Annotated in this window: 23 protein-coding genes and 2 pseudogenes; 9 read left to right on the top strand and 16 right to left on the bottom strand. The window is 44.9% G+C overall.

Annotated elements, in window-relative coordinates; all coding sequences use genetic code 11:
* The first annotated feature begins 176 nt into the window (after window positions 1-176).
* From nirB to AMS66_RS13680, 4 genes are all read left to right on the top strand, one after another.
* Window positions 177-2,606, top strand: a complete 2,430-nt coding sequence (gene nirB / locus AMS66_RS13665) for a nitrite reductase large subunit NirB (RefSeq protein ID WP_053781320.1) — start codon at window positions 177-179, stop codon at window positions 2,604-2,606.
* 69 nt (window positions 2,607-2,675) lie between these two features.
* Window positions 2,676-3,002 (top strand): nitrite reductase small subunit NirD, encoded by a 327-nt coding sequence (nirD, locus tag AMS66_RS13670; protein WP_053781321.1) that lies wholly within the window; start codon window positions 2,676-2,678, stop codon window positions 3,000-3,002.
* A 53-nt stretch (window positions 3,003-3,055) separates the two neighbouring features.
* A complete protein-coding gene (locus AMS66_RS13675; RefSeq protein WP_053781322.1) occupies window positions 3,056-3,838 on the top strand; it encodes a formate/nitrite transporter family protein in 783 nt (260 codons plus the stop codon).
* A gap of 225 nt (window positions 3,839-4,063) precedes the next feature.
* Window positions 4,064-4,693: a YfbR-like 5'-deoxynucleotidase gene (locus tag AMS66_RS13680; RefSeq protein WP_053781323.1), complete on the top strand. Its 630-nt coding sequence runs from the start codon at window positions 4,064-4,066 to the stop codon at window positions 4,691-4,693.
* A gap of 52 nt (window positions 4,694-4,745) precedes the next feature.
* On the opposite strand, the gene AMS66_RS13685 is transcribed toward AMS66_RS13680, so the two are convergent.
* Together AMS66_RS13685 and AMS66_RS13690 are read right to left on the bottom strand one after the other, a co-directional pair.
* Window positions 4,746-5,504, bottom strand: a complete 759-nt coding sequence (locus AMS66_RS13685) for a response regulator transcription factor (protein WP_053781324.1) — start codon at window positions 5,502-5,504, stop codon at window positions 4,746-4,748.
* 4 nt (window positions 5,505-5,508) lie between these two features.
* The gene (locus tag AMS66_RS13690; RefSeq protein WP_053781325.1) at window positions 5,509-7,389 is read right to left on the bottom strand and encodes a cache domain-containing sensor histidine kinase; all 1,881 of its coding nucleotides are present in this window, start codon (window positions 7,387-7,389) and stop codon (window positions 5,509-5,511) included.
* A 176-nt stretch (window positions 7,390-7,565) separates the two neighbouring features.
* On the opposite strand from AMS66_RS13690, the gene AMS66_RS13695 reads away from it, so the two are divergent.
* From AMS66_RS13695 to AMS66_RS13705, 3 genes are all read left to right on the top strand, one after another.
* Window positions 7,566-8,867: an ABC transporter substrate-binding protein gene (locus AMS66_RS13695; protein ID WP_053781326.1), complete on the top strand. Its 1,302-nt coding sequence runs from the start codon at window positions 7,566-7,568 to the stop codon at window positions 8,865-8,867.
* A gap of 113 nt (window positions 8,868-8,980) precedes the next feature.
* Window positions 8,981-9,853, top strand: coding sequence for a carbohydrate ABC transporter permease (locus tag AMS66_RS13700; RefSeq protein ID WP_053781327.1), 873 nt, complete (start codon window positions 8,981-8,983; stop codon window positions 9,851-9,853).
* The gene (locus tag AMS66_RS13705) at window positions 9,854-10,678 is read left to right on the top strand and encodes a carbohydrate ABC transporter permease (RefSeq protein ID WP_053781328.1); all 825 of its coding nucleotides are present in this window, start codon (window positions 9,854-9,856) and stop codon (window positions 10,676-10,678) included.
* A 180-nt stretch (window positions 10,679-10,858) separates the two neighbouring features.
* On the opposite strand, the gene AMS66_RS13710 is transcribed toward AMS66_RS13705, so the two are convergent.
* From AMS66_RS13710 to AMS66_RS13725, 4 genes are read right to left on the bottom strand one after another with little or no spacing between them, the layout of a single operon-like run.
* Window positions 10,859-12,184 (bottom strand): MFS transporter, encoded by a 1,326-nt coding sequence (locus tag AMS66_RS13710; protein ID WP_053781329.1) that lies wholly within the window; start codon window positions 12,182-12,184, stop codon window positions 10,859-10,861.
* A 20-nt stretch (window positions 12,185-12,204) separates the two neighbouring features.
* Window positions 12,205-12,840, bottom strand: coding sequence for a TetR/AcrR family transcriptional regulator (locus AMS66_RS13715; protein WP_053781330.1), 636 nt, complete (start codon window positions 12,838-12,840; stop codon window positions 12,205-12,207).
* Between the two features lie 59 nt (window positions 12,841-12,899).
* The gene (locus AMS66_RS13720; protein WP_053781331.1) at window positions 12,900-13,667 is read right to left on the bottom strand and encodes an ABC transporter ATP-binding protein; all 768 of its coding nucleotides are present in this window, start codon (window positions 13,665-13,667) and stop codon (window positions 12,900-12,902) included.
* A 12-nt stretch (window positions 13,668-13,679) separates the two neighbouring features.
* Window positions 13,680-16,013 carry an ABC transporter permease gene (locus tag AMS66_RS13725; RefSeq protein WP_053781332.1) on the bottom strand — a complete coding sequence of 778 codons (2,334 nt, stop codon included), beginning with the start codon at window positions 16,011-16,013 and terminating at the stop codon, window positions 13,680-13,682.
* 412 nt (window positions 16,014-16,425) lie between these two features.
* Here AMS66_RS13725 and AMS66_RS13730 point away from each other — a divergent pair, with 412 nt between their 5' ends.
* Together AMS66_RS13730 and AMS66_RS13735 are read left to right on the top strand one after the other, a co-directional pair.
* Window positions 16,426-16,851 (top strand): Rrf2 family transcriptional regulator, encoded by a 426-nt coding sequence (locus AMS66_RS13730; RefSeq protein ID WP_053781333.1) that lies wholly within the window; start codon window positions 16,426-16,428, stop codon window positions 16,849-16,851.
* Window positions 16,852-16,989: 138 nt separating this feature from the next.
* Window positions 16,990-17,847 (top strand): SDR family oxidoreductase, encoded by an 858-nt coding sequence (locus AMS66_RS13735; protein WP_053781334.1) that lies wholly within the window; start codon window positions 16,990-16,992, stop codon window positions 17,845-17,847.
* Window positions 17,848-18,355: 508 nt separating this feature from the next.
* On the opposite strand, the gene AMS66_RS13740 is transcribed toward AMS66_RS13735, so the two are convergent.
* The 10 genes and pseudogenes from AMS66_RS13740 to AMS66_RS32715 form a co-directional block, all read right to left on the bottom strand.
* A complete protein-coding gene (locus tag AMS66_RS13740) occupies window positions 18,356-18,892 on the bottom strand; it encodes an RNA 2'-phosphotransferase (protein WP_053781335.1) in 537 nt (178 codons plus the stop codon).
* Between the two features lie 85 nt (window positions 18,893-18,977).
* The gene (imm48, locus tag AMS66_RS13745; protein WP_053781336.1) at window positions 18,978-19,421 is read right to left on the bottom strand and encodes an Imm48 family immunity protein; all 444 of its coding nucleotides are present in this window, start codon (window positions 19,419-19,421) and stop codon (window positions 18,978-18,980) included.
* A 141-nt stretch (window positions 19,422-19,562) separates the two neighbouring features.
* Window positions 19,563-20,465, bottom strand: a complete 903-nt coding sequence (locus tag AMS66_RS13750) for a nucleotidyl transferase AbiEii/AbiGii toxin family protein (protein WP_236703380.1) — start codon at window positions 20,463-20,465, stop codon at window positions 19,563-19,565.
* 42 nt (window positions 20,466-20,507) lie between these two features.
* Window positions 20,508-21,089, bottom strand: coding sequence for a hypothetical protein (locus AMS66_RS13755; RefSeq protein ID WP_053781338.1), 582 nt, complete (start codon window positions 21,087-21,089; stop codon window positions 20,508-20,510).
* A gap of 101 nt (window positions 21,090-21,190) precedes the next feature.
* Complete coding sequence (locus AMS66_RS13760; protein ID WP_181014123.1) at window positions 21,191-21,709, bottom strand: SecY-interacting protein Syd; 519 nt, start codon at window positions 21,707-21,709, stop codon at window positions 21,191-21,193.
* A gap of 29 nt (window positions 21,710-21,738) precedes the next feature.
* Window positions 21,739-22,110, bottom strand: coding sequence for a hypothetical protein (locus tag AMS66_RS34680; protein WP_053781613.1), 372 nt, complete (start codon window positions 22,108-22,110; stop codon window positions 21,739-21,741).
* Between the two features lie 126 nt (window positions 22,111-22,236).
* Window positions 22,237-22,437, bottom strand: a pseudogene (locus AMS66_RS34685) (RHS repeat-associated core domain-containing protein); the annotation flags it as partial.
* 99 nt (window positions 22,438-22,536) lie between these two features.
* Window positions 22,537-22,713, bottom strand: a pseudogene (locus AMS66_RS34690) (RHS repeat-associated core domain-containing protein); the annotation flags it as partial.
* A 240-nt stretch (window positions 22,714-22,953) separates the two neighbouring features.
* Window positions 22,954-23,487 carry a SecY-interacting protein Syd gene (locus tag AMS66_RS13770; protein ID WP_053781339.1) on the bottom strand — a complete coding sequence of 178 codons (534 nt, stop codon included), beginning with the start codon at window positions 23,485-23,487 and terminating at the stop codon, window positions 22,954-22,956.
* A 13-nt stretch (window positions 23,488-23,500) separates the two neighbouring features.
* The coding region (locus AMS66_RS32715; RefSeq protein WP_330219317.1) for an RHS repeat-associated core domain-containing protein at window positions 23,501-24,132 on the bottom strand (632 nt) is incomplete at its 5' end.

The raw sequence follows: 24,132 nt of genomic DNA on the forward strand, positions 1-24,132 counted from the left end.
ATAAAAAAATTAGAAAAAAGCTTCCGTCACAGGCATCACACTTTGAATTTGTGATGCCTCTATGAGTTATTAGTGAAATTAATCACATTTAATGTCAGCATTGAACGTTATGATTCAAATATAAACCACTAAAAATGATTGTAATGTAAAGTGTCCATTAAAGGAGGCATACACACATGAACGGAAATAAGGAAAAACTGGTTATCGTCGGAAACGGCATGGCAGGCATCAGTACAGTTGAACAAATTTTAAAATTGAGTTCCCGGTTCGACATTACCGTCTTTGGCACAGAGCCCTATCCCAATTACAACCGGATTATGCTGTCCTATGTATTGGAAGGCAGCAAAACAGTTGATGATATTGTGCTCAATGATCTGCATTGGTATGAAGATTATGGTATCACCCTCCATACGGGTACAACTGTAACACGGATTGATTCCAAGAGCCATGAAGTCGTAACTGCGGAAGGCGCACGTTTCCCTTACGACAAAGCCATCATCGCAACCGGCTCCAGCTCCTTCATTCTTCCCGTACCGGGTCATGACAAACAAGGAGTCGTCGGCTTCAGGGATATCGCGGATTGTAACGTCATGCTGGAAGCCGCGAAACAATATAAAAAAGCCGCTGTCATTGGAGGAGGTCTTCTCGGCCTCGAAGCTGCCAAAGGCTTGGTACAACTCGGCATGGAAGTCACTGTCGTGCATCTGATGGAGGATCTGATGGAACGCCAGCTTGACCCTCAGGCGTCCACGATGTTAAAGGCCGAACTTGAGCGACAGGGCATCCGATTCAAGATGGGTGCACAAACCGCAGAGCTTCTCGGGGGTGAACGGGTAGAAGGTATTCGTTTTGCCGACGATTCCGTGCTGAACATCGATTTTGTTGTCATGGCCGTAGGCATCAAACCCAATACGGGTGTAGCTCGGGATAGTGGCATAGAAGTTAACCGGGGCATTGTAGTGGATGACTATATGCAGACGTCACTGGATAATGTGTATTCCGTCGGAGAATGTACCGAACATCGTGGTGTATGCTACGGCCTTGTTGCCCCACTATTTGAACAGGGCATGATTCTGGCCAAACATATATGCGGCGTTGAGACAGCCCATTATGAAGGTTCTGTGGTATCCACGAAATTGAAAATTTCGGGCGTAGACGTCTTTTCGACCGGTGAATTTATTGACAGTCCCGAACATACGGTCATTGCACATAAGGACGACTGGAAACGCACATACAAAAAAATTCTGCTTCGGGATAATATCATGGTTGGCGCTGTACTCTTTGGTGATATTACGGATTCTGCCGAATTACAGAAATTGATCAAACAACAGGCTGAGATGACAGATGAACTGTATGCTTCAGTGATGAGCACAGGCTGCGGTGGGCACAAAAAAGCCGCATCCGTGGAAACCATGGCAGAAGACGAAATCGTCTGTGGATGTAACGGGGTAACCAAAGGAACCATTGTCGATGCCATTACGAATGAGGGATTGACCAGCGTAGACGAAATCAAAGCCTGTACGGGTGCAACCCGCTCCTGCGGTGGCTGCAAACCGGTTGTTGAACAGATTTTGCAATATGTGCTTGGAGACAACTTTACAGCGGGTACCAAACAGGGAATCTGTGGCTGTACCTCCCTCAGCCGGGATGAGATCGTAGCCAAGATCAGACAGAAAGGACTGCAAACGACCAAAGAGGTCATGCAAGTTCTGGGATGGAGTCAACCCGAAGGGTGTTCCAAATGCCGCCCGGCCATTAACTATTACCTTGGCATGATTGCACCAGATACCCATGTGGATGAAAAGGAATCCCGTTTTGTCAACGAACGCATGAATGCCAATATTCAAAAAGACGGCACGTATACGGTTGTACCGCGCATGTATGGCGGAGTCACAACTCCGGAAGACCTGAAACGCATTGCCGACATTTCGGTCAAATACGATGTAAAAGCTGTCAAAGTAACTGGAGGTCAGCGGCTGGATCTGATTGGAGTCAAAAAAGAAGATCTGCCCAAAGTCTGGGCTGAATTGGATATGCCTTCTGGGTATGCATACGCCAAATCGCTGCGTACAGTCAAAACATGTGTCGGCTCACAATTTTGCCGCTTTGGCACGCAGGATTCCATGGCGATGGGCGCTCTGCTAGAGCGCAAGTTTGAACGTCTGGATTTGCCTGCCAAGTTTAAATATGCCGTAAACGGTTGCCCTCGTAACTGTGCGGAGTCGTGTACGAAAGATATTGGTATCGTGGGCAACGACGGCGGCTGGGAAATATTTATTGGAGGCAACGGCGGCATCAAGGCCAGACTGGCCGACTCCTTGTGCAAGGTGAAGACCGATGAAGAATTAGTTGAGCTTTGTGGAGCGATTATGCAGCACTATCGGGAGACAGCCAACTACCTGGAGCGGACTTCCGAATGGGTGGAACGCATAGGTCTGGAGCAGATTCGAGCCGTTGTTGTCGATGACGTAAAAGAGCGTAAGGCGCTTATGGAACGAATCGAATTCGCTCTTGAGCAAGTGGAAGATCCTTGGAAAAAAGCACTGCGTAATGAGGAAGGCCAGAACAAATTATTCCATGGCATAGAAGTTTCTGCTCGACCATAGTACCCTGTCTCGGCCATTATAATAGATATTGAGCCTCTAACGTAATCTGAAAATGAAGGAGATGTTCATATGACAACACAGCAATCTGCCATCTACTATCCTGCCGGAGAGATCGAAGAATTCCTGCCGCAGATTGGCAGAGTGGTTGATATTGAAGGCCATCAACTGGCTGTATTTCGCACCTCGGATGATAGCATCTTCGCTGCAGAAAATAAAAATCCTCATCCCAAGGGCGGACCACTGGCGGAAGGGATTGTCTCCGGGTATTATCTGTACGATCCGCTGTATGATTGGAAAATCGACTTAAACACAGGTCTTGTTCAGGCCCCCGATCAGGGACAAGTGCAGATGTATCCCGTGAAGATCGAGAACGGGCAGATCTGGATCGCTTTATAGTTTGTAAGATTTTCACTGTCAACTAAAGATGCACCATAATGGGGGAAATCGTCATGTATACGTCAAATGTTGAAGGAATTATTGAAGCTGCGGTTAAAAAACGAGATCAAATGAACGCAAGCCTGCCACGTTACATGGTTGCAGCTTTGATGGCTGGCGCATATGTAGGCCTTGGCATCATTCTGATATTCAGTATCGGTGCCCCACTGCTTGCTGCTCAGTCCCCACTGCAAATGATGCTGATGGGCATGTCTTTTGGACTTGCCCTCACACTCGTCATCTTTGCCGGATCGGAGCTGTTTACAGGTAACAACATGTTCTTCACAATGAGCACCTTGGCAGGTCGGACTACTGTTCGGGATACCCTCAAAAACTGGGGGCTCGTCTTCCTAGGCAATCTGATCGGTGCCGTTCTGCTCAGCCTGCTCATTGTGGGCAGCGGCCTCCTCAAAACGGCTACACCGGAACATCTGCTGTTTGTCGTCTCTGCCAAAAAGATGGCCGCTCCCGTTAGCGAACTGTTCTTTCGAGGCATTCTTTGTAACTGGTTGGTCTGTCTGGCGATCTGGATGGCGGCCCGTTCAAAAGAAGATATTGCCAAACTCGTCCTCATCTGGTGGTGTCTGTACGCCTTTATCGCGAGTGGATATGAGCACAGCGTCGCCAATATGACCTTGCTATCCTTGTCCTGGTTGTTGCCAAACCACCCGGATACAATTACTCTGGCAGGCTGGATGCATAACATGATTCCGGTCACGCTCGGTAATATTATCGGCGGTGCGCTGTTTGTAGGTATGGCATACTGGTTTGTTTCGCCCGTGAGGAAGAAAGGCTAGCCTAATTCCCATCCTTGTCACACCCGCAAGATCTTAAATAAACGGAAGTGAATAAACGCAAAAGACCATCCGCTCTCTGATTCTACAATTAGGAGGACAGGATGGTTTTTTTGCTGTCTAGCGATTCGAATTCTACTTTACCTCAGACTTCATCAGGGTTAATCCGGAGTTGACATAACTAAGTTATAATTAGTGCATACTTAACTAAAAAGGATGATCGCACACATGGGAATTCATACGTACTTTAGATCACTCAACGATCTCGAACGCATTATTCGTACCCCGGGAAAATTCAAGTTCGAGGAACACAGCGTGTCCGCCCACTCCTGGAAAGTCGTGCAATATGCCAAAACACTTGCCGATATTGAGGAACAACATGGGGTCACTATTGATTGGAAGAAACTATACGAAATCACCAGCAGTCATGATTATGGCGAAATCTTCATCGGTGATATCAAAACACCAGTCAAACATTATTCACTAGAACTTCGTTCAATGCTGCAACAGGTGGAAGAAGGCATGGTTGAGCATTTTATTAATGAAAATATTCCTGAAGAATTCCAGCCCATTTTCCGCAGACAGCTGCGTGAAGGCAAAGACAACTCGGTTGAAGGACTCATCTTGGAAGTTGCCGATAAAATGGATCAGGTGTACGAAGCGTTTGCTGAACTGCAACGTGGTAATACTGAAAAGGAATTTATCGTGATGTACCGTTATGCCCTGATCAAAATCAAAAATATTGACCTCCACTGTGTACACTATTTCCTTGAACATATTCTCCCCGACATCATTGAGGAAGGCAACCGCTCCCCATTTGATATTCGCCAAATTACGGAAGATGCTTTGTCACAATAATTAGCTCCAGTCATCGTGGTTCTTCCAGAGCCATGGACAGGGCTTTTTTTCGTTATTGTAACCTTTGGCGATACTCGCTGGGATACAATCCTGTCTTGTTTTTAAAAATACGGCTAAAATAATGGGAATCATTATATCCCACTGCCTTACCTACTGTCTTGATATCCATATCTTCAAATACCGCAAGCATGCGCTTTGCTTCGTTGATTCGAAGCCCTGTCATGTATTTGAGCGGGGTTTCGCCCATCACCTTTTTGAAACACTTCCCCAGGTAATCCACGCTAAAATGCATCTGTCCTGCCATGTCTTGCAAAGTAATCTCATGCATATAGTTCTGTTTCAGATAGAGCTTGACTGCCTCTGCAATATCCTCCGGCTTCACCTGTTCATCCAGCATTGCACTGACATGTGCCAGCGAATCCCCTGCACTGCCGAGCTTTAATTCCATCGCATCCAGCAGCGATCGAAGCTGTTCTTCCGTGAGGGGTTTAAGCAGATAATCCTCCACCTTGTAACTGATCGCCTGACGTGCATACTCAAACTCATGATGCCCGCTTAGGATCACGATCTTGACATGCGGATAGGCAAAATACAGATGTTTCGCCAGTTCCAACCCATTCATGACGGGCATCTGGATATCGGTAACGACTAGATCAGGCACCGTATGTTCAATCAACTCCAATGCTTCCTGTCCATTCCTAGCCTCACCTATAACCTCAAACCGTGTGCCCAGCTCGCTGAATTTCCGGGATACGTTGCGGCGAATTAACGCCTCATCCTCCACAATAATGGTCCTATATGTCATCGCCATGAGTTTAACTGTGCTCCTTTCGAATGGAACCGCCAATCGTAATGCTGACGCCGCCAGATGGTTTATTCGAAATATGCATATGTGCCGCTGAACCATACCATAATTTGAGTCTGATCCAGATGTTTTTCAATCCCATCCCGTTGATCTCAAGTTCAGGCATACGCTCCCATTCCTGTGATTGTTGTATGTACTGCTGGATGAGCGTAAGCGCCTCGGGTTCCATGCCAGGTCCGTTATCTTCGACTGTGATTAGCCAGGTCTCCTGCTCGGTGTCCAGCTCTCCAATGATATGCAGCTTCCAGGGTGGTGTATCACGTAGTCCATATTTCATAACATTTTCCAGCAAAGGCTGAATCAGTAACATGGGGACCTGAAGATTTTTCATCGAGTCAGGAACATGGAATTCATAAAGCAGATCATCTTCGAACCGGATTTTCATACACTCCAAATATCGCTCACAGTAGTCGATTTCTTTTTCCAATGGAACACCGCTTTTGTTCGGAGCCGAGATGTAACGCAGCATGGATGCGATGTGACCACAGAACGCAACGATCTGTTCATTCATGCCCTCCTCCGCCATGATGCTGATGTTCGTAATGTTGTTATACAGAAAGTGAGGATTCATCTGAGACTGCAACGCCAGCAACCTGGCATCCGTTTCTTGGGATTTGATCGCCAGCATGTCCTGAAAGGACTGCACAAGCTGTTTATTCAATTGAATAAACGTATCATTCAGCTCATCCATCTCACGGATGGACCCTGGATATTCCAACTTGAACAACTGACCAGAGTCCTGACCCGTGGTCAGATCGTGGACGCCTGTTTTCTGAATTATGCGCTGCAAACGATGGAGCGGTAAAGTGACACGTTTGGAGATCAGGTATGAGAGGAGCAAAATAAGAATCAAGGTAGCTAAAGTAGCCCCCATGAACAGAAGAGCCATGCGATTCAGATTCGCAAACAGGGATTGTTCGGACTGCATCACGATAACCGTCCATCCGGTCTCCTGCGAGGTGGTGTAGGTCATCATTTGCTTCGAATTCCCATTGGAATCTACCACTTCTTGCATCTTTCCTGGGGGATATTGATCGTTTCGAATCAAGTTAACCATGTCGGAATTGATTAATGTTAACGGATGTTCATGGGACAAAAAAGGATATAAAAGCTCATTTCGTTCATTCAATACATAAACGCTCAGTTCTTTGTTCCCCACTTGCACATCATTCAAGTGCTGGAACAGGGTTTCGGCATCCTGCAAAATTTCAACTACTCCTTGCGAGACATAATTTCCATCCTTATACACACGGGTAAGGGAGAGATATTGTTTGCCTGATTCCCCCTGCCCTGTTGGCATCGGTAAAGCCCCACCATCCAGTAAGCTAATGACACGCCAGCCATTGCGCCCCCACGTTTCCTTATACCACGGTCTTTGGGTTAGATCTACGGACAGCTGTCCATTGAACGAGCCAGCACCCAGCATGTTACCGTTCACATCATAGATATTGGCTTGTTTCGCTGTGTTGGAACTGCTAATGATCGCTAGAATGACGTCAATCAGTGTCGTTGTATCCTTGTAAAATGCCGGGTCATTGGCCAGCGTCTGTTCATTGTCTTCCGCTGGAGATAAATAGTGACTGAAGTGCTCCTTAACGAGGTTAGAATATACGATGTTCATGGAGAAATTGTTCATTTTGACGATCTCCTGATCCAGATTGCCCACCATCGAGTTCCCCAACTGTTTTTGCTGTTCGGCACTGCGATTACGAATATCATTGGCAAGAAAGACATACAAGAGGCTGGCCACAATCAATGAAAAAACAATGAATACCGCAGAGTAGTAGGCGAACAGACTTTGCTGAAGCGTCCTGAATCGGTACTTAACCATCTCACACCTCATTATCGGATGATGTCTTGCAACTTACTCGAAAATGTCCACCCAATAGGACGCTTTTGTCTATTGAGCGCATTCTTCGTTCCGCGTAAAGTTATCCACATAAGAATACGCTTACATGAAGCGTTTCGGCAAGAGCTATTATTCTTTATTCCTTGGGAGGTTCATTGATGAGAAAACGATTTCTATTATCCCTTGTAGGTGCGCTGTTGCTGTCCAGCCTGCTTCTTGCCGGGTGCAATTCCGGTGACTCTTCCGAAAGTTCAGGCAAAGTAACGCTAACGTTCGGAACAAGCCAGAGCGGCATTCCACGTACGGGAATCATGCAGACGATGGCGAAGGAGTATGAGCAGGAAACGGGTGTGAAAATTGACTTTCAGGTGGTCCCTGACGCCCAGTGGCGTGACCTGATTAAGGTAAAGCTTGCTTCCGGCGAAGCACCCGATATTTTCAATGTTGATGTGGACCCTCTGAGCATGCCTGCCAACGTCAGACCTGAGGAAAATGCAATTGATTTGACCAATGAGGAATTTACAGGACGCATGTCCGAAGAGATTTTACCAACGGTTAGCCATAACGACAAGGTGTACGGGGTTTCTTTTGCACCATCGAAAATATGGTATGTGTACTATAACAAACGCATCTTTGATGAGCTCGGCATCCAGCCGCCAACATCCTACGCCGAATTCAAGGCGATCAGCCAGAAAATCAAGGACAAGGACATCATTCCGTTCTATCAGGCGCCTGCCAGCGGATGGTATCAGGTGCTGCCTTTGTTCGAAACCGGTCCGAACTATGAGCAATCTACGCCGGGAACGTACGAGAAGCTGAACACCAATGAGATGAAAGTCGCGGATTTGACGCAGCTCAAAACGGTCATTGAGCAGTTAAAGGAATTTGCGGATCTTGGTTACTTCGGCAAAGATTTTCTGTCTAACACGGTCGAGGCTGGAATTGAAGCCTTTGGTCAGGAGAAGGCAGCAATGCTGCTTCGGGTCCCGGGCACCGAAAAGGAAGTGTCTGAGGCTTATCCAGACATGAAGGACAATATGGGATTTTTCGTGATGCCATGGGGCGATAATCAGACGATTGGTGTGAATCCCGGTGGTTCGGCTGCGATGTTTGGCAACAAAAACAGCAAGCACACGGAAGAGGTACTGAAGTTTTTTCGGTGGATTACGGAGCATGATCATCTGCAGCGTGTATTCGATGGTGGTGAAGGCAATCTGACCATCTGCTGGCCCGAAATCGAACCGAAGCTGACACAGGACTATATCGATTATGAGAAAAATCATGAGAAAGGCACGGTCATGCAGGCTGCTGTGAAGTACATTGATCCGCAATGGATGGATATCGGCAAGGATCTTTCCGGCATGTTCGCCGGAGCGATGACCCCGGATCAGATTCTGCAAAATATTGATAAACGCCGGGCTGAACAAGCCAAAGTGCTGAAGGATGAGGCGTGGCAATAACAACGCATATTCTGGATGAACACATGAGGCATGTGGCTGACCACCATTACATGCAGCGAGGTGAGGCACCATGCACTCATGCATTTTGGCAGGAAGGACAGGTGTAACAGTTTATGAATGTAAATAAGATATATCCCTGGTATTTCTCCTCCGGAGCGATTGTGCTGTATGTGCTGTTCATTGTCGCTCCCGCCCTGCTGGGCATCTATTATTCCTTCACCGACTGGAACAGCTACAGTTCGGAGAAGAATTTTGTTGGACTTGAGCATTTCCGCACCATTCTGGCGGGTGATCCAACGTATTTACTTTTTATCAAGAATACTGTCCTGTTCACCCTGATTACATCCATCGCCAAGACCGTACTGGGCTTGTTCCTGGCTCTGCTGCTGGTCAGCGGTGTAAAGGCCGCCAATCTGCACAGGATGATCATATTTTCACCCCAAGTACTGTCATTCCTGATTGTCGGCCTGGTCTTCAAAAGCCTGCTCGATCCCAACAACGGCTTCGTTAACGTAACCCTGCGTTCACTGGGGCTGGACGTTCTGGCCCAGAACTGGCTGGGTTCCCTGACCTGGGCCATGCCATCCATCATGGCGGTGGATACGTGGAAAGGCATGGGGTATATCATGGTGCTATTTATCGCCGGACTGCTCGCCATTCCTCGTGACTATTATGAAGCGGCATCGATTGACGGTGCCGGCTTCTGGCAGAAGCTGTTTCGAATCACGATTCCGATGCTGATGCCTACAATCACGATCGCCACGGTGCTCAATATTACGTACGGACTGCGGGTATTTGATGCGGTATATGTACTAACCAATGGGGGGCCAGGCAACGCGACAGATGTGATTAACACAGCAGTGTATTCCTCTTTTGCCAAAGGCTATTGGGGACTCGGCAGTGCATTATCCACGATTCTGTTTGTCATTATGGCGATCATCTCCTTCTTCATCATCCGTTTGATGAACCGAAAGGTGGAATACTAGATGCGAGTGAAAAAACGGCTGGTTTCCATCGGATTAAATGTGCTCGCTTGGCTGCTTAGCCTGGTGGTCCTGATTCCTTTTGTCGTCATTGTGCTGAATTCATTCAAGTCCGATGCCGAAGCCAAAGTGCTGAAACTGACGCTTCCCGAAAAGTTTATTTTTGAAAATTACAGAATCGTCTATGAGCAGGGACACTTGGGTGGTTCCTTTTTCAACAGTCTGCTGCATTCAACGGCTTCTTCCCTGCTACTGGTGTTTGTCGTGGCGTTCTCGGCCTTCACCCTGTCGCGTAATTATTCGAAGCTAAGCAAGTTCCTATACTTCTTTCTCATTCTGGGCATTACACTGCCCTTAAACTACATTCCATTAATGGAGGTCATGAAGTCGCTGGGCATGATTAATTCGCATGTAGGCATGATTCTGCTCTATACAGCCATGGGCATTCCGATCTCGCTATTCATCACATATGCGTTTGTATCCAATATTCCGAAAGAACTGGATGAAGCAGCCATCATGGACGGATGCAACGGGATCAAGCTGTTTCTCAGGATTATCGTGCCTTTGTTAACCTCTGTACTGGTTACGGTATTTGTTCTTAATTTCCTGAGCGTCTGGAATGAGTTTACCGCACCACTCTACATGCTCAATACCGTCGAGATGTGGCCGATGACACTCGCTGTATATAACTTCTTCGGACAATTCAGTGCTCAGTGGAATCTGGTCAGTGCGGATATCGTGCTTACTTCACTACCTGTGTTGGTCGTGTTCCTGATTGGGCAAAAATATATTGTGGGTGGTCTGACTTCCGGGGCGGTTAAAGGTTGAGATCATTTGAAAGACGATTTCCTTAAATGTATTTTATAAAATAAAAAAACTGCTGACTCACCGCCAAAAAGCCCTCGTCTTTAAAGCATGTCTGCCTGGTTCTTCATACAGAACCGCTCACATGCTTCGGACGAGGGCTTTCGCTGTTGAGATCTTTATATGTCATACATTCATTCTGAATTAATCGTGCGCCAACCCGGCAGAATCCGGTGGAGCGATGTCGGTACTTTGCTCCAGCGATTTGATCATTTTCAAACGGGATGTAATAAGCCCGATCAACATAACGAACAGACCAGCAATGATGAACAGCAAGGCTATACCTCTTCCCGGCCCTGTTCCAATGATCTGACCAACGGAAGACGCCAGTGCTCCGCCCTCCATCATCAGCGGATTAAACACATGGTCGGCCAAAAATCCAGCCAAACTATACGCTATCACGAACCCGAGCTGTGACAGAATTCCAATGATGCCCCATACCCTGCCCTGCTTTTCGTTGGCGATATTGTTACGCACCAGCACATCTGCGCTCATGTTAACAAACGGCAGCGATGACAGGAACAGAAAGCCTGCGAAGATAATAAAATAAATGTTGGTGGATACCCCCATAAGCGAGAAGGACAGGCCACACAAAATCAGACCCATTACAAGCACACTTGCGTATTTCTTCGTCATTGTAAATATACCGATACACAAGCTGCTGATCAACATGCCGATGGCGCTAACGGACTGAAACGTTCCAAGTGTCTTTGCATCCGTAAAAGACAGGAGCATCGGGCCAATAAGTGTCTCCAGGAATCCCAGATAGAAGGTGACAAGAGAAATAATCAAGACCAGCAGCAGTACTCCCTTATTGGTTACAACTTCTCTCCAGCCCTCCTGAATATCGATCATCCAGTTTTTGTTGTCTTTATCCTCTCGCTCTACCTTCATGCTCTTCTGAATAACCAGCACAGCCAGAATGGCAACAAGGAATGTCAGAATATTAATGACCAAAATGACTTCAATGGTTGTTATACTAAGCAGAATGCCCGCAATGATTGGCGAAAACAGAAACTTCGAAGATTCGGCCAGTTGCACAAGACCGCTTCCTTTGGAAAACTGATCTTTATCCAGCAAGTCCGTGGCAGAGGCCTTGTATGCCGGGCTTTGCAGCGCGGAAAACACGGAACTAAAGGCCACTCCCACATAGATATGCCATAACTGGATATCACCCGTGAGCATAATGGACAGAATAAAAATTAAACCGGCAGCCGACCCCAGGTCGCCGATGATCATCATCGTTCGACGGTCGAACCGATCAGCCAGTACACCTCCAATCGGTCGAAGCAGGATGTTCGGCAGGAACGTGAACAAGGTAATCAGCGCAACACTTGTTGCCGTATTCGTTTTTTCGAAGGCATACACCCCCAGCGAGAAAGCCGTAAGTCCAATCCCAATCATGGAGATGAGTTGACCGAACCATACAACCAGAAATTTCCTAAATGATTTTTGAACGGTATGTTCCATGGATGGTACTCCTTTGTTGGCTAAGCTTGATGTGGAAAATAAAGACGGGTGATGTAGTCAAAGCTTCCTTCTTTTGCTCCCAGAACACGTTCCATAATATGCGTGAATGCTTCAACCTTTTTTTGGAGTTCTTCCTCCTCCCATTGAAAGATACCTCGATCCAGCAAAAATTGAGACGATACGAGCAGAAATTCGATGGATTCCTTGGGGTTAGGTGTATGAAATACCCCTTCCTGAATGCCCTGCTCCACCACTTCGGCCAAGATGGGACTTAAACGAATCACCGTCTCTACAAGACTCTTTTGGTGCATCTCCACATTATGGATACTGTGCAATTGCTCGATGAGATCATGCTTTCTGTCGTCAGGCTGATTCTGTGCCATCATGATTCGAAAAATTTTGTCATGGGCGTTCAGTTGGGGATCGGATACCACGCGCTTGGCTGATGCCTCCCCACTGAGAATAAAACGCATGACGATACCGTTCATAACCTCTTCCTTGGACTGAAAATAATAATAAAATGTGCCCTTGGCAATGTTGCACGCCTGAAGGATATCCATGACCGTTGCTTTGGTATATCCCTTGGTCACGAACAGAATCTCGGCCGCATCCAAAATCTCGTTTCTGCGTTCTTCCGGGTTTTTCATCAATCTCATATCCTGGCCTCCGATTCATCGACCGACTGTCGGTCTATTGTAGTCATGAAGTTCTTTTTTTAGAACCCCATTTCAGTCAACCACTGCGCTAGATGGGTTTCCCTTGCTTTCAGATCCTGACGTTCTCTTGCATATTTTCCGATATTTTTGTCTGCAACCAACTTGCCGTCCATCATAAACAGCACACGTTCCGATCTTGCAGCGACTTTGACATCATGGGTTACGAGCAGAATGGTTGTACCTGCTGCATTAATATCGCCCAGAATATCCATAATTTCATACGTCGATTTGGAATTTAGAGCTCCCGTCGGTTCATCTCCGAATAGAATATCCGGATTATTAATAAGGGCACGGCAAATGTCGATCCGCTGCAGCTGTCCTCCGGAGGCTTGGGTGATGTTATGCTGGGCCAGCCCGTCAATCCCCATTTTTTTCATCAACGACATCGCCCGTGTATTGATCGTTTCTCTGCTGCTTTTCTTGGCGAGATACGCGGAAAGTACGATATTATCCAACAGATTCAGATTTTTGAGCAGATGAATATTTTGAAAAATGAACCCCATCTTGGTCAGACGCAGACTTGCCAGGTCTCTCTCCTGAAATGCTGATATTTTTTTGCCATTAAAATAGACGCTGCCAGCACTAATCTGATCCATGCCGCTGATGTTGTACAGTAAAGTGGACTTGCCTGAGCCGGATGGGCCCATGACGGAAACAAACTCTCCCTTTTTTAACTGAAGGTTGATATCTTTCAGGATGTTATGCTCTTCATTCTCGCCGATCGCTACTGATTTATTCACTTCTTTGGCTTCAAGTATAGTTATCATCGTTAATCCTCCCTACTCCACAATCATTTTGGATATGCTAGTTTCCTTGATCGATTGTATGCTGATCCATGCCGTCAGTACGATCGTGCCTGCAAGCAGCAATGGACACAAAATATATGCCTGTAGCGGGTTAACAACAAAAACAATATTCGAAGCACCAAACGTCGACATGATGCCACTGACCAGCAATGGGCCCAACGTATTGGACAATATCGTTCCAGCAACAACCCCAACAATCAATATGACAAGTGACATCACGACATACTTCAACTTGATCTTGGACAAGGCGAAGCCGAGACTTCTTAGTAAAGCAATGTCATTGTTGTCCTTGGCTACTAACATCTGAAGGAACAGGGATGTAATCAAAATGGATATGAAAACACCGATGACCAAGGCCAGCATCGTAACCAATTTCAATTGCCGAATGGTTCCTCCAAGCGTCTGATCCAGATAACCTTGAAGATCAGTTACTTTGGCTGGAGAGAAGGAAGTCTCATATTCAGCAATTTTGGCAGCCATTACCCCGCGATCTTTCAGGTCCAGACTGACCACGTACCACAAAACGCTATCCTTGTTGTAGGGCAACAAAGCCTTCGCCGTTTTCCCACCATTCGTAACGTCCTGGTATATGCCACTTACAGTCATTGCTTGATCCGTTCCATTAACCAACAAGGTAAGCTGCTCACCTGTCTTTAGGCCCAACTCGCTGCTGTTTGCATCGGATAGCGCAATTTCATTCTCGGTTGTTGGTGCATTCCCGCTAACATAGGACAATGGAAAAATACTGAAATCCCCGGTTTCCACACTCAGATTGTCATAACTTCCCTCCGCATTCCGAACCTTGAACTGGCTTGTTACCAATGGGGAATACGTTTTGATGTCTTTATCATTTTTGATCTGGGCAATCAGATTGGCGTAACGCTGCTCTACATCGTCTGTGTGCCTCAAGTCAATGCGAATATCACTTTGTCCAACACCCATATAGGAAATAAAGCTTGGCGCCTGCAATGTGTTCAGGAAGTTGACCGGCACAATCATGATAAATGAACTGACCACAAAGACGAATAATAACAATCGGAACATCTTTATTCGCTGTATAACTTCCTTCAGACCAAGAAAGACAGGTACGGAAGACCAGCGATTGCGGGACAAACTAAGCCGATTTCTAATGAGCTGTGTGTCTCCCAGGCTTCCTGTACGGAGAGCATCCACCGCGGAGATAGAACGAAAACGCCGCAGCACTGTCTGGCAGAACAGAACCACCATTGTAAATATCAATCCGGCTGCCACTAAAGGAATTGCAAAATGAAGCAGAGTTGCAGGTGCTTTTCCCATATACAACATAATGTTTGAAACGAATAGTCTGTTAACGCCGAGGGATGCAATGTAACCCAGCACAGAAGCTAATCCGGCCATAAAAACATACTTCATCAGATATAGTCTCTTGATATCCTTCTCGGCGATACCAATCGCTTTCATGACACTGATCTCACGATAATCTTCTTCGATGGTCGCCAGCATCGTGAATCGGATGCAGAGCATCGCGATCAGGATCAGTACAAGACTGACCAGAATAATGACGGCTGCAATGACTCCGTCGGTCATGGCATTTAATACCTGGAACAGCCCGTAGGGTACGACCGGCCCGGCGTTGGGAAGCCCTGCATTTTGGTAAGCCTGGGTGAAATCTCCCGTCAGTCCGGGATCAGTCAACCGGAACTCAATAAGATACTCCATCTCCCCGATGCTATGCTTCAGTTCCTGCAAATTCCCTGAACTCACAATAAAACGTTTGGAATGGACAACCGACGGATTCATCTGAGCATCACGGACAAAATCAACAATCGTATAGGAACGCTCAAATTGTCCATTACCTACCCGGACCTGATCGCCCAAGTTCAATTTGTTTTGCTGCATGTAATATACCGGTACCGCGATCTCGCCATCGTTAACCTGTATAATCTCACTATCCAGATTCAGCAAATAGTCGAAACTTTGATTCTGTGTAACAAAATCAAGGTCCATGACGCTGTTCTTTTCGGACTCTGCTCCGAGAAACAAATTAGAGCCGTCAATATTGATCATCTCCACAATCTGATGCTGCTGGACCATGGCATTTTCCTCGGCCCACGTGTTCACTTTGGCCTGATCGAGTTCTCCCGCATGCATTTGTACAAAGTGCGGTGTTTTGGATTCAGAGAACAGATATTGGATGGAACTCGTCAGTTCCATAATCATCCGTGAACCCGAAGATACCAGCAAGGCGGCCAGCAGTACAAAAATAAATAACGCAGCCGTAATCCCTTTCTTTCTCGTTATATCGTTTCTCAGCATTCGTAGTAGCATAAACGAACATGGCTCCTCTCATCTACAAGTCGTTCCTATTCATCTGGAGTCATAAAGCTTGCAGTATTGAAACCGATCTAAAAAATTGAATTAAAGATGTTAGACGAATTCATATCACCCACTTGAAAATCAAAACAGATTTATCTGGCAAACATCATGTCCGGCTCCCTTCATAAAAGTTATTCCAAACCAATGCAATTCATTTCACAACGAGGCATCTAGCCAGATTATATAACTCTATTTTTATTTGTCAATTAAAACATAATTTTCTAATTTTCTGTTGTTATACTCATTTAGAGAAGCCAGCTATAAACTATTTAAAGCATGCCAGGTTTCACTCAAGGGAAATAAAAATAGGATTTGACAACAAATCATTTTGTAACTATTATGGTTACAACGGTGGTGATCATCCATGAGACAAATCAGCAGTCGCTTTTCCATTGCTGTTCATACACTGTCCCTGATCGCTGTTATGCCCAATGAATGCACTGGAGATGTTATCGCTCAGAGTGTGAATACGAATCCCGTGATTATCCGGCGGATTATGTCCAAGCTTAAACAGGCTGGCTTGATCGACGTAAGACCAGGTGTGGGCGGTGCTTCCTTGTTGAAAGACCCGGCGGACATTACCCTTCTCGATGTATATCGAGCGCTTGAGGTCGTGGAGGATGGGGAACTATTTAACTTTCATAAACATCCCAATCCGAAATGTCCGGTTGGCAATATGATTGAACACACCTTGCGTGCCGAACTCATTGAGGCTCAGACAGCCATGGAACAGCGCTTGAATCGTGTAACAATACAGCAGATGATGGATCAGGTTCACGTCTCTGAATAAAAAAAGCTCATTACGAGCTTTTTTTAAACCTTTTGTTGTAATCACACCTGTTATAACAAATACGATTACATCAATACGTTTTTCTATTGGCATTTCACAGAATATCGATACAAACATACCCCTGAGGAGGAAATAAAAATGAAAATTTTGGTTACTGGCGCAACAGGTCATTTGGGTTCACTGATCGTAGAGGCATTGTTAAAAACGGACTCTGCCAAGGATTTGGCAGTAAGTGTACGCAACCCCGAGAAAGCTGAAGCATTGCGTGCCCAAGGAGTTGACGTTCGTCACGGTGATTTCGATCAGCCCGAAACGCTGGAAAAAGCATTTGCAGGGGTAGATCGGCTCTTGCTGATCTCCACGGATGGTGACAATGAAACGCGTATTCGCCAACATGAAGCTGCTGTGGACGCTGCCAAGAAAGCAAACGTTGGCTTCATCGCTTATACCAGCGTTGTGAATGCGGAGAAAAACACCCTTTCGCTGGCTGAAGTACACCGCGCCACAGAACAGGCTATCCGCGAATCCGGTATTCCTTATTCTTTCCTGCGTAACAACTGGTACCTGGAGAATGAAGCAGGAAGCGTACAAGCAGTTACCCAAGGCGCTCCTTGGGTGCATGCAACTAACTCCAGTCAAGTAGGCTGGGCTACTCGCAGTGATTATGCACATGCTGCTGCAGCTGTGCTTGCAGGTGAAGGACATGAGAATACCATGTATGAATTGTCCGGCAAACTGCGTACTCAAGCTGAACTGGCTGCCATTGTTGGTGAAGTGCTTGGACAAGAAATCAACGTGCAAAACGTGGACGATGCCGCTTACGCTGACATCATGAAAGGTGCAGGTCTACCGGACTTTGTCGTATCGATGCTCGTAGATATGCAAGGTGCCATCCGTGAAGGCGCACTGGCTGTAGAGAGTGAAACACTGGAGACATTGCTTGGCCGTCCGGCTCAGCCATTGAGCGAGGGTGTAAAAGCGATTTTGGGCAAGTAAGTTTTGAGTATGAGAGCTTTCCTGATCCGAATTCTCTCTGATGTATAAATAATGAAGAGTAGAATGGAAAACCAAAAGGGACACACCAACGAAGGTTGGATGTGTCCCTTTTGGTGTAGCTAAGAACTATAACACGATATGGAAGCTAACAGATCACTTATCCTAGCGCGTGTCTTCAAACCCACGGAAAACGGAAGCCGACCTGAAAGTGTCAGCGCATGGTATCTTGAATGTACAAACATGCGCGCACTAACGAATCGGAGGCGTCTTATTCAGGGATTTGAAGTGACAGCGGAAATCTAAGAAACCTGAGACACGCTATATCAGAATAAACAGCGGTTTACAGCGGTTTACAGCGGTTTTGACAGGGATTTCAGGAAATAACGTGTCTGAGATTCCTTACTTATTAGAAAGAACATCTAAAGGCGAATTAAGACGTCCTGAGTTCCTTAGAAATGGTCTACTATTCGCCATCCAGAATCAGCCGGCTTGGACTTCAAGACCGTGATTATTGCTCGATGTAACGTGCCGGAATGTGATCTGCCAGCCATATATTTTCATTCCCATGATAGAAGAGAAGTCCGTCCTTGACCGCTTGAGCGGCATTAATTTTCAGTATTACCGGCTGGTCATCACGTCTTCTTCCCACCTGTTTGGCGTTATCGATATCTGCGGACAGATGTACATACTGCCTCTGCCGAGGCTGCAAACCTTGCTCCATAATGGAAGCAACCGACCGCAGTGGCGTGCCATGATAGAGTATCTCCGGTGGATCGGCAGGTGATTTGGATATCTTTTGCGGAGTCGAATGACCATATAATGCCCGGATGCGACCAGAATTGATCTCATGTCTCTTCTTCTCCGAAGCTTGAATCATCTGATCCAGATCTGCTTCCGTGACCTCCTTCCACTGTGGACTCTCATGTAAAGCCACCAGCAATTGCGGAATCTCTACCCAGCCCTCATCATCCAGCTCCAGCTCATACTCCCAAGGGGCGTGACGCAAGGCGTATGAGAGCTCTTTACTTAATTTCATCAGATCCATTGCGCTCATCTCCCAAACAAGTTAAACAATTCATTAGACATATACTGTCTGTACCACTACATGAAAGGGTGAACGCTCTGCTTCTTCAGGTTCTCTCCGGTTGTACTGCTGCCAAAATCTCCTGAATGTTGCGGGCGAGTCCCTCATCATCTTCCTGATTGAACTGGCGGTGTCCGTCAATCCCACGATGAATAATCGTGTTCATCACGGGATGCACCTCACGGTCTGAAGCCACCCGGATCAGATCATCGGCAAAATCTACAGCCTGCTGCTCACTATAGTTAAACGGTTTAATCAGCATACGGATGCTCAGTGCATGAGCCTGCGGCTCCGCGAGTTGATCCCGATGGGTTATGCCATATACAGCGCCAAATCCAAAAGCAGCAATCACCTGACGCTCCAGTTCCGTTGTCTGTTCCAAAGGCGTGCCGATCAGTTCACATATTTTGCCCACCATCTGCTCCAATTCTGAAGCCGCCGCAGCCAAAATTACGTCATTAATATCGTCAGCATTGATAAATTCAGTCATATTGTATTTCTCCATTTCTGCTCCGTATTTGATCCATTCTCTCAGACTCTATGAGAACATTGTATCGGAGATAGGGTGTTCCTTTCAAATTCATCTACGGTTAGACAAACAATGATTCAGCTTACTTGTAAATGAGAAGCTCTATTTGTGCGTAGTACAACTTGGTAAATGATCATACGCGTAACTATTAATCCCGGCGTGATTCATCGTTTTGCGGAGCTCCGAAACAAACTCCATAAAGTACACTTCAGGACTGCGACTTCCTGCATAATATTGCAGGTCGTAATCGTAGTTTAACCTCGAATACACATCATGCAGATCGTTAACCAGTACCTTTTTCATATCCTCTCTTGTAATTGCTGGGTCTATATTGCACTCGTTGACCAGGGTCTGTAGTGTCTCCTGCAGAGCCTGTTTATCGTATGACGGGTTTGACAACAGATGCTGCAAATCATACAAGTCTTTGAATCGGGGCCTCACTATCGTTTGATGCAGCTTCCAAGCTATTTGAATGGAGAGTGGCACGGTGTGAGGAACGACAAAAGCTTCTCCAACCATAGGTTGGTACGATAGAGCGATAGACTTCTCATTCAATTCGAGGTTAAAGGATATATCAAGATGCAGCTCATCCTCATCTTCATACTCATTTTCGCTCCTTGGTTCACTATCAATATAAAAGGCAAGCTCCGTGTTCACCGTTGGAAAATCATCCGCCATCGCGTAGTCTATTCTGCGCCAGAAGGCATTCTCACTAAAGCTTCGGAATACGATACCGTCATTCAGGTCCATCTCCGTTACCCGGATCATCCAGTCTGTAAATATTTCATTGGCCTGGTCTTCAGTCTCAATTCGACCTGTATACAGAAAGTCGATGTCGTCCACATAACGAACATTGGGATTCTCCAAATACTGTCTTGTCAATAAGCTTCCTTTTAATACAAATGGACTATTCACCAGAGAAGCGCGCTTCAATAGAGCTTCTAACACAACAATGAATCTTTCATCCTCATTCAAGCTATGTAATTGTACATTTTTTCCAGACACCTGTTCTCCTCCTCTATTCATCTCATCGTACTCAACATTCGTTTAGATCCATCCACGATCCAGTTCTTCCCGACTGTCGTAGATGCACAGTTCATATTGCTGTTTTAACAGTTCGATCTTGTTCTGCTGTAAGATATTATGTATCTTCCCTACTCTGCTGTAGAATTTTTCAGAACTATTATATTCTCTGACCGTAACAAATCTAATTTTCCCATTCTCATTCAGCGAGTTCCTTGAAATATGCCCACCATCGCCTTCACATAGCTCCTTTAATCTTTCTACATCATCCACCTGTACTTTGCCATGCCATTCAAAATACGGGGTGGAATGCGCAACCATTCGCTGATGAAAATACTTCTCTTCCTTCGCTGGAACCTCTACCTTTGTTCGTACAACTGTAAAGTCGTTATCTTGGAGCCTTATGACCATCTGTTTAATGATGCTGTTCACTTCATCAAAATCAGTACTATGTATTAAGCCTGTAATCATCGGCTGATGGATGTATTCACCCTGATCCAGCACGATCATAATCGGTTTAACTTGCTCCACCTGACACAGTTCAATAAAGCTTTCCTTCTCTTCAAACGTTAAATCATTCACTGTGATATGAAACTCAAATTCCATTTGCTCACTCCCTGTCGTTTTCCTAAGATGTTATATGTAATTTTCACTGGTCATCGAAGTCTCTTACTTTTTTAAAAGTTACCTTACTAACGAAGTATGGATTACTTTTTCATTTCTAAAGAAGAAATAAACTCGTCTAAGTTATTTGACAATACTGTAAATTCACCTCTTTCAAAATCTTCTAATTCCACCTTTCCATTGTGATTATTCACAACAACAACCAAACCATTACCTTCTATTCCTATCACCACATATCCCAATTTGTTTTTATGATTATTTTTGTAACCTTGCAGTTTTTTTTCAAACGATTTCAATTCCATTCCTGGTAAAACTGGCTCGAGACTAACATAACGCCCATCAATGAACCCATCTAAATCAGCAAACCAATATGAATTAAAATAATCATATATCGAACTATAGAATTTACAATTAAATTTCTCCTCTAATGTATCTAGACTATGAAGTTCATTCTTTACCACTGGCTTCCATCCAATTTCCCCATCATCATTAATTTCACCTTGATAAATTATTGATGCAACTTTCTGGTTATATTCTGTTGTAAATAAAAAATTTACACCTTCATTATAACGCTGCAATCTAAGTTCAAAATAGTTTCTCATCGATATTTGAATTTCCATTAATAAATCACCTATTCTTTTAAAAATTTTTCTAATAACTCAGCATAAGTACTGTCATTGCCCCATGCACCTATAGCCTTTTCAGCATTGTGTATACCATCCGATCCAGGATGTAGGCCTGAAGGTACCGTATCAGCTTGTCCCCCACCACCAACATGATGATGTATTAAAGTGTTATTATAAAGATCATCTACATCAAACTGTGTGAAGTAACTTCTAAAAGTTGGATTATTTTTTGGAGAAAACCCTAAATTAATTTTATCAATATTAGATTGATTAAATGCTTGCGGATGATTTTTCAACAATTCATTCCAATAATAGGAATTATCTCGTAACCATCCTTCCGAATTAGTATCCGGTTTTCCTTTTCCTACGTACGGCATTTCAACTAATTTACTAAGATCAGCATTTCTATAAACTCTGATAGGATGGTCCGGACTTGTCTCATAATTAACACCCTTATTCACACAAGAAGCTGGGGTTCCTGTTTTTACATACCCACTCGGGTCTACATATCGGATCGGGTTGTTGGAGACATATGCATATAGGTTCAGGCCATCGCCACGGTACGTGTCTTCCTGCGTGAACCGAGCAATCAGCGGGTTATAGAACCGGGCGCGCAGATAGTATTGCCCCGTCAGCGTATCATGCATTTCTCCCGCATAACGGAACGGATTGCCGTGCTGCTCTCTTTCAGACAATATGTTCTCGAAGGCATCGTACGTGTATGTATTCGGGTTCTATCTCTTTTGTCCTGTTCGTTGCGGTGAATCTACTTTTCCCACTCATTTTAAAGCAATAATGAGAGCTTAGAAAGTAAGTGTAATTCTACTTCCCGCTTTTGCATACCCACTCGGGTCTACATATCGGATCGGGTTGTTGGAGACATATGCATATAGGTTCAGGTTCAGGCCGTCTCCGCGATACGTATCTTCCTGCGTGAACCGCGCTATGAGCGGATTGTAGAATCGGGCATGCAGATAGTAATATCCCGTGAGTCCGTCTTAAATTTATCCATTATATTGGAAATTTATTATTGCGTTCTTCTCTTTCAGACAGCATGTTCCCAAAGGCGTCACACATATACGCGTTCAGAATCTGGCTATATTGTCCCGTCAGGAGGATTATGTCACCATGGATTTACTTTTTCTTATTTTTCCAGAATAGAAAAAGAAAGAACTTAAGAAGTATTATTAATTTACTCCTTAAGTTCATACTAAATACTATTAATTACCAAAACTCAAATTTAAAATTAATTCATCTAATCTTAAACCTAAAGATTCAAACCTTCCTGCTTCAAAGTCCTCTAAACACACTTCTCCTGAGATATTATTAAGCACAACTACTAGACCATTAGATTCTATCCCCATGGGAATATAATTATTTTCACCATTATGTTCCTCTATATAGTTTGAAAGTCTTTGTAAAAAGGTTTCCGGTTCACTCTCCGGGATGACAGGATTAAGATTTATATTATACTCCTTAATCCAACCTGCTATTTGAAAGAAATAATACGAGTTATAATATTGTTCTACTGATTCATTAAATCTTATATTAAACTTTTGTTCAATAGAATGGAAACTTGTAATATCATCTTTTTTGGTTGGCAGCCAGCTAATATAGCCTTCTTTATCTTTTTCACCAACATACAACCTCTGTCCTTCTTCTCCCAACCAAGAGGTTTGAGGCAAAGTTCCATTAAACTCTTTCCAAGTAGTGATATACCTGTCAAAATAGTTTTCCATTGATCTGATAATCATCTTTTCAGTCCACCTACTTAATAAATTTTTGTAATAGTTCAGCATACATAGAATCATTCCCCCAAATACCAAGTTTCTTCTCCACATTGTGTATCCCCCCTGAACCAGGGTGTATTGGAGTAGGAACAGGTACAGCCTGTCCTCCACCACCTACGTGATGGTGAACTAATCCCTGCCCTCTTAATCCTTTCACATCATATTGTGGAAAATATGTTCTAAAAACTTCATCGTTGGTCGGCATTGTAGTAAACGGGTTCTTTCCGGCTATTATTTTTTTATTGTTATCACTAAATGCCTCAGGGTATCTGTCCAACAGTTCCTTCCAAAAATACTTATGATCTCTTAACCAACCCTCAGAATTCATACTAGATCCATTTTTTCCTATAAATGGCATTTCAACCACTAATCTTGGATCAGCCACATATATTGCTTCTGATTTGCTAAGATCAACATTCCTATAAACTCTGATAGGATGATCAGGGTTTGTCTCATAATTAAGTCCCTTATCCTCACAACCATACCCACTCGGGTCTACGTATCGAATCGGATTGTTAGCAACATACGCATACAAGTTCAGACCGTCTCCACAGTACGTGTCTTCCTGCGTGAAACGAGCTATCAGCGGGTTATAAAACCGGGCGCGCA

It is taken from the genome of Paenibacillus xylanivorans (genome assembly GCF_001280595.1).
Taxonomy (GTDB): domain Bacteria; phylum Bacillota; class Bacilli; order Paenibacillales; family Paenibacillaceae; genus Paenibacillus; species Paenibacillus xylanivorans.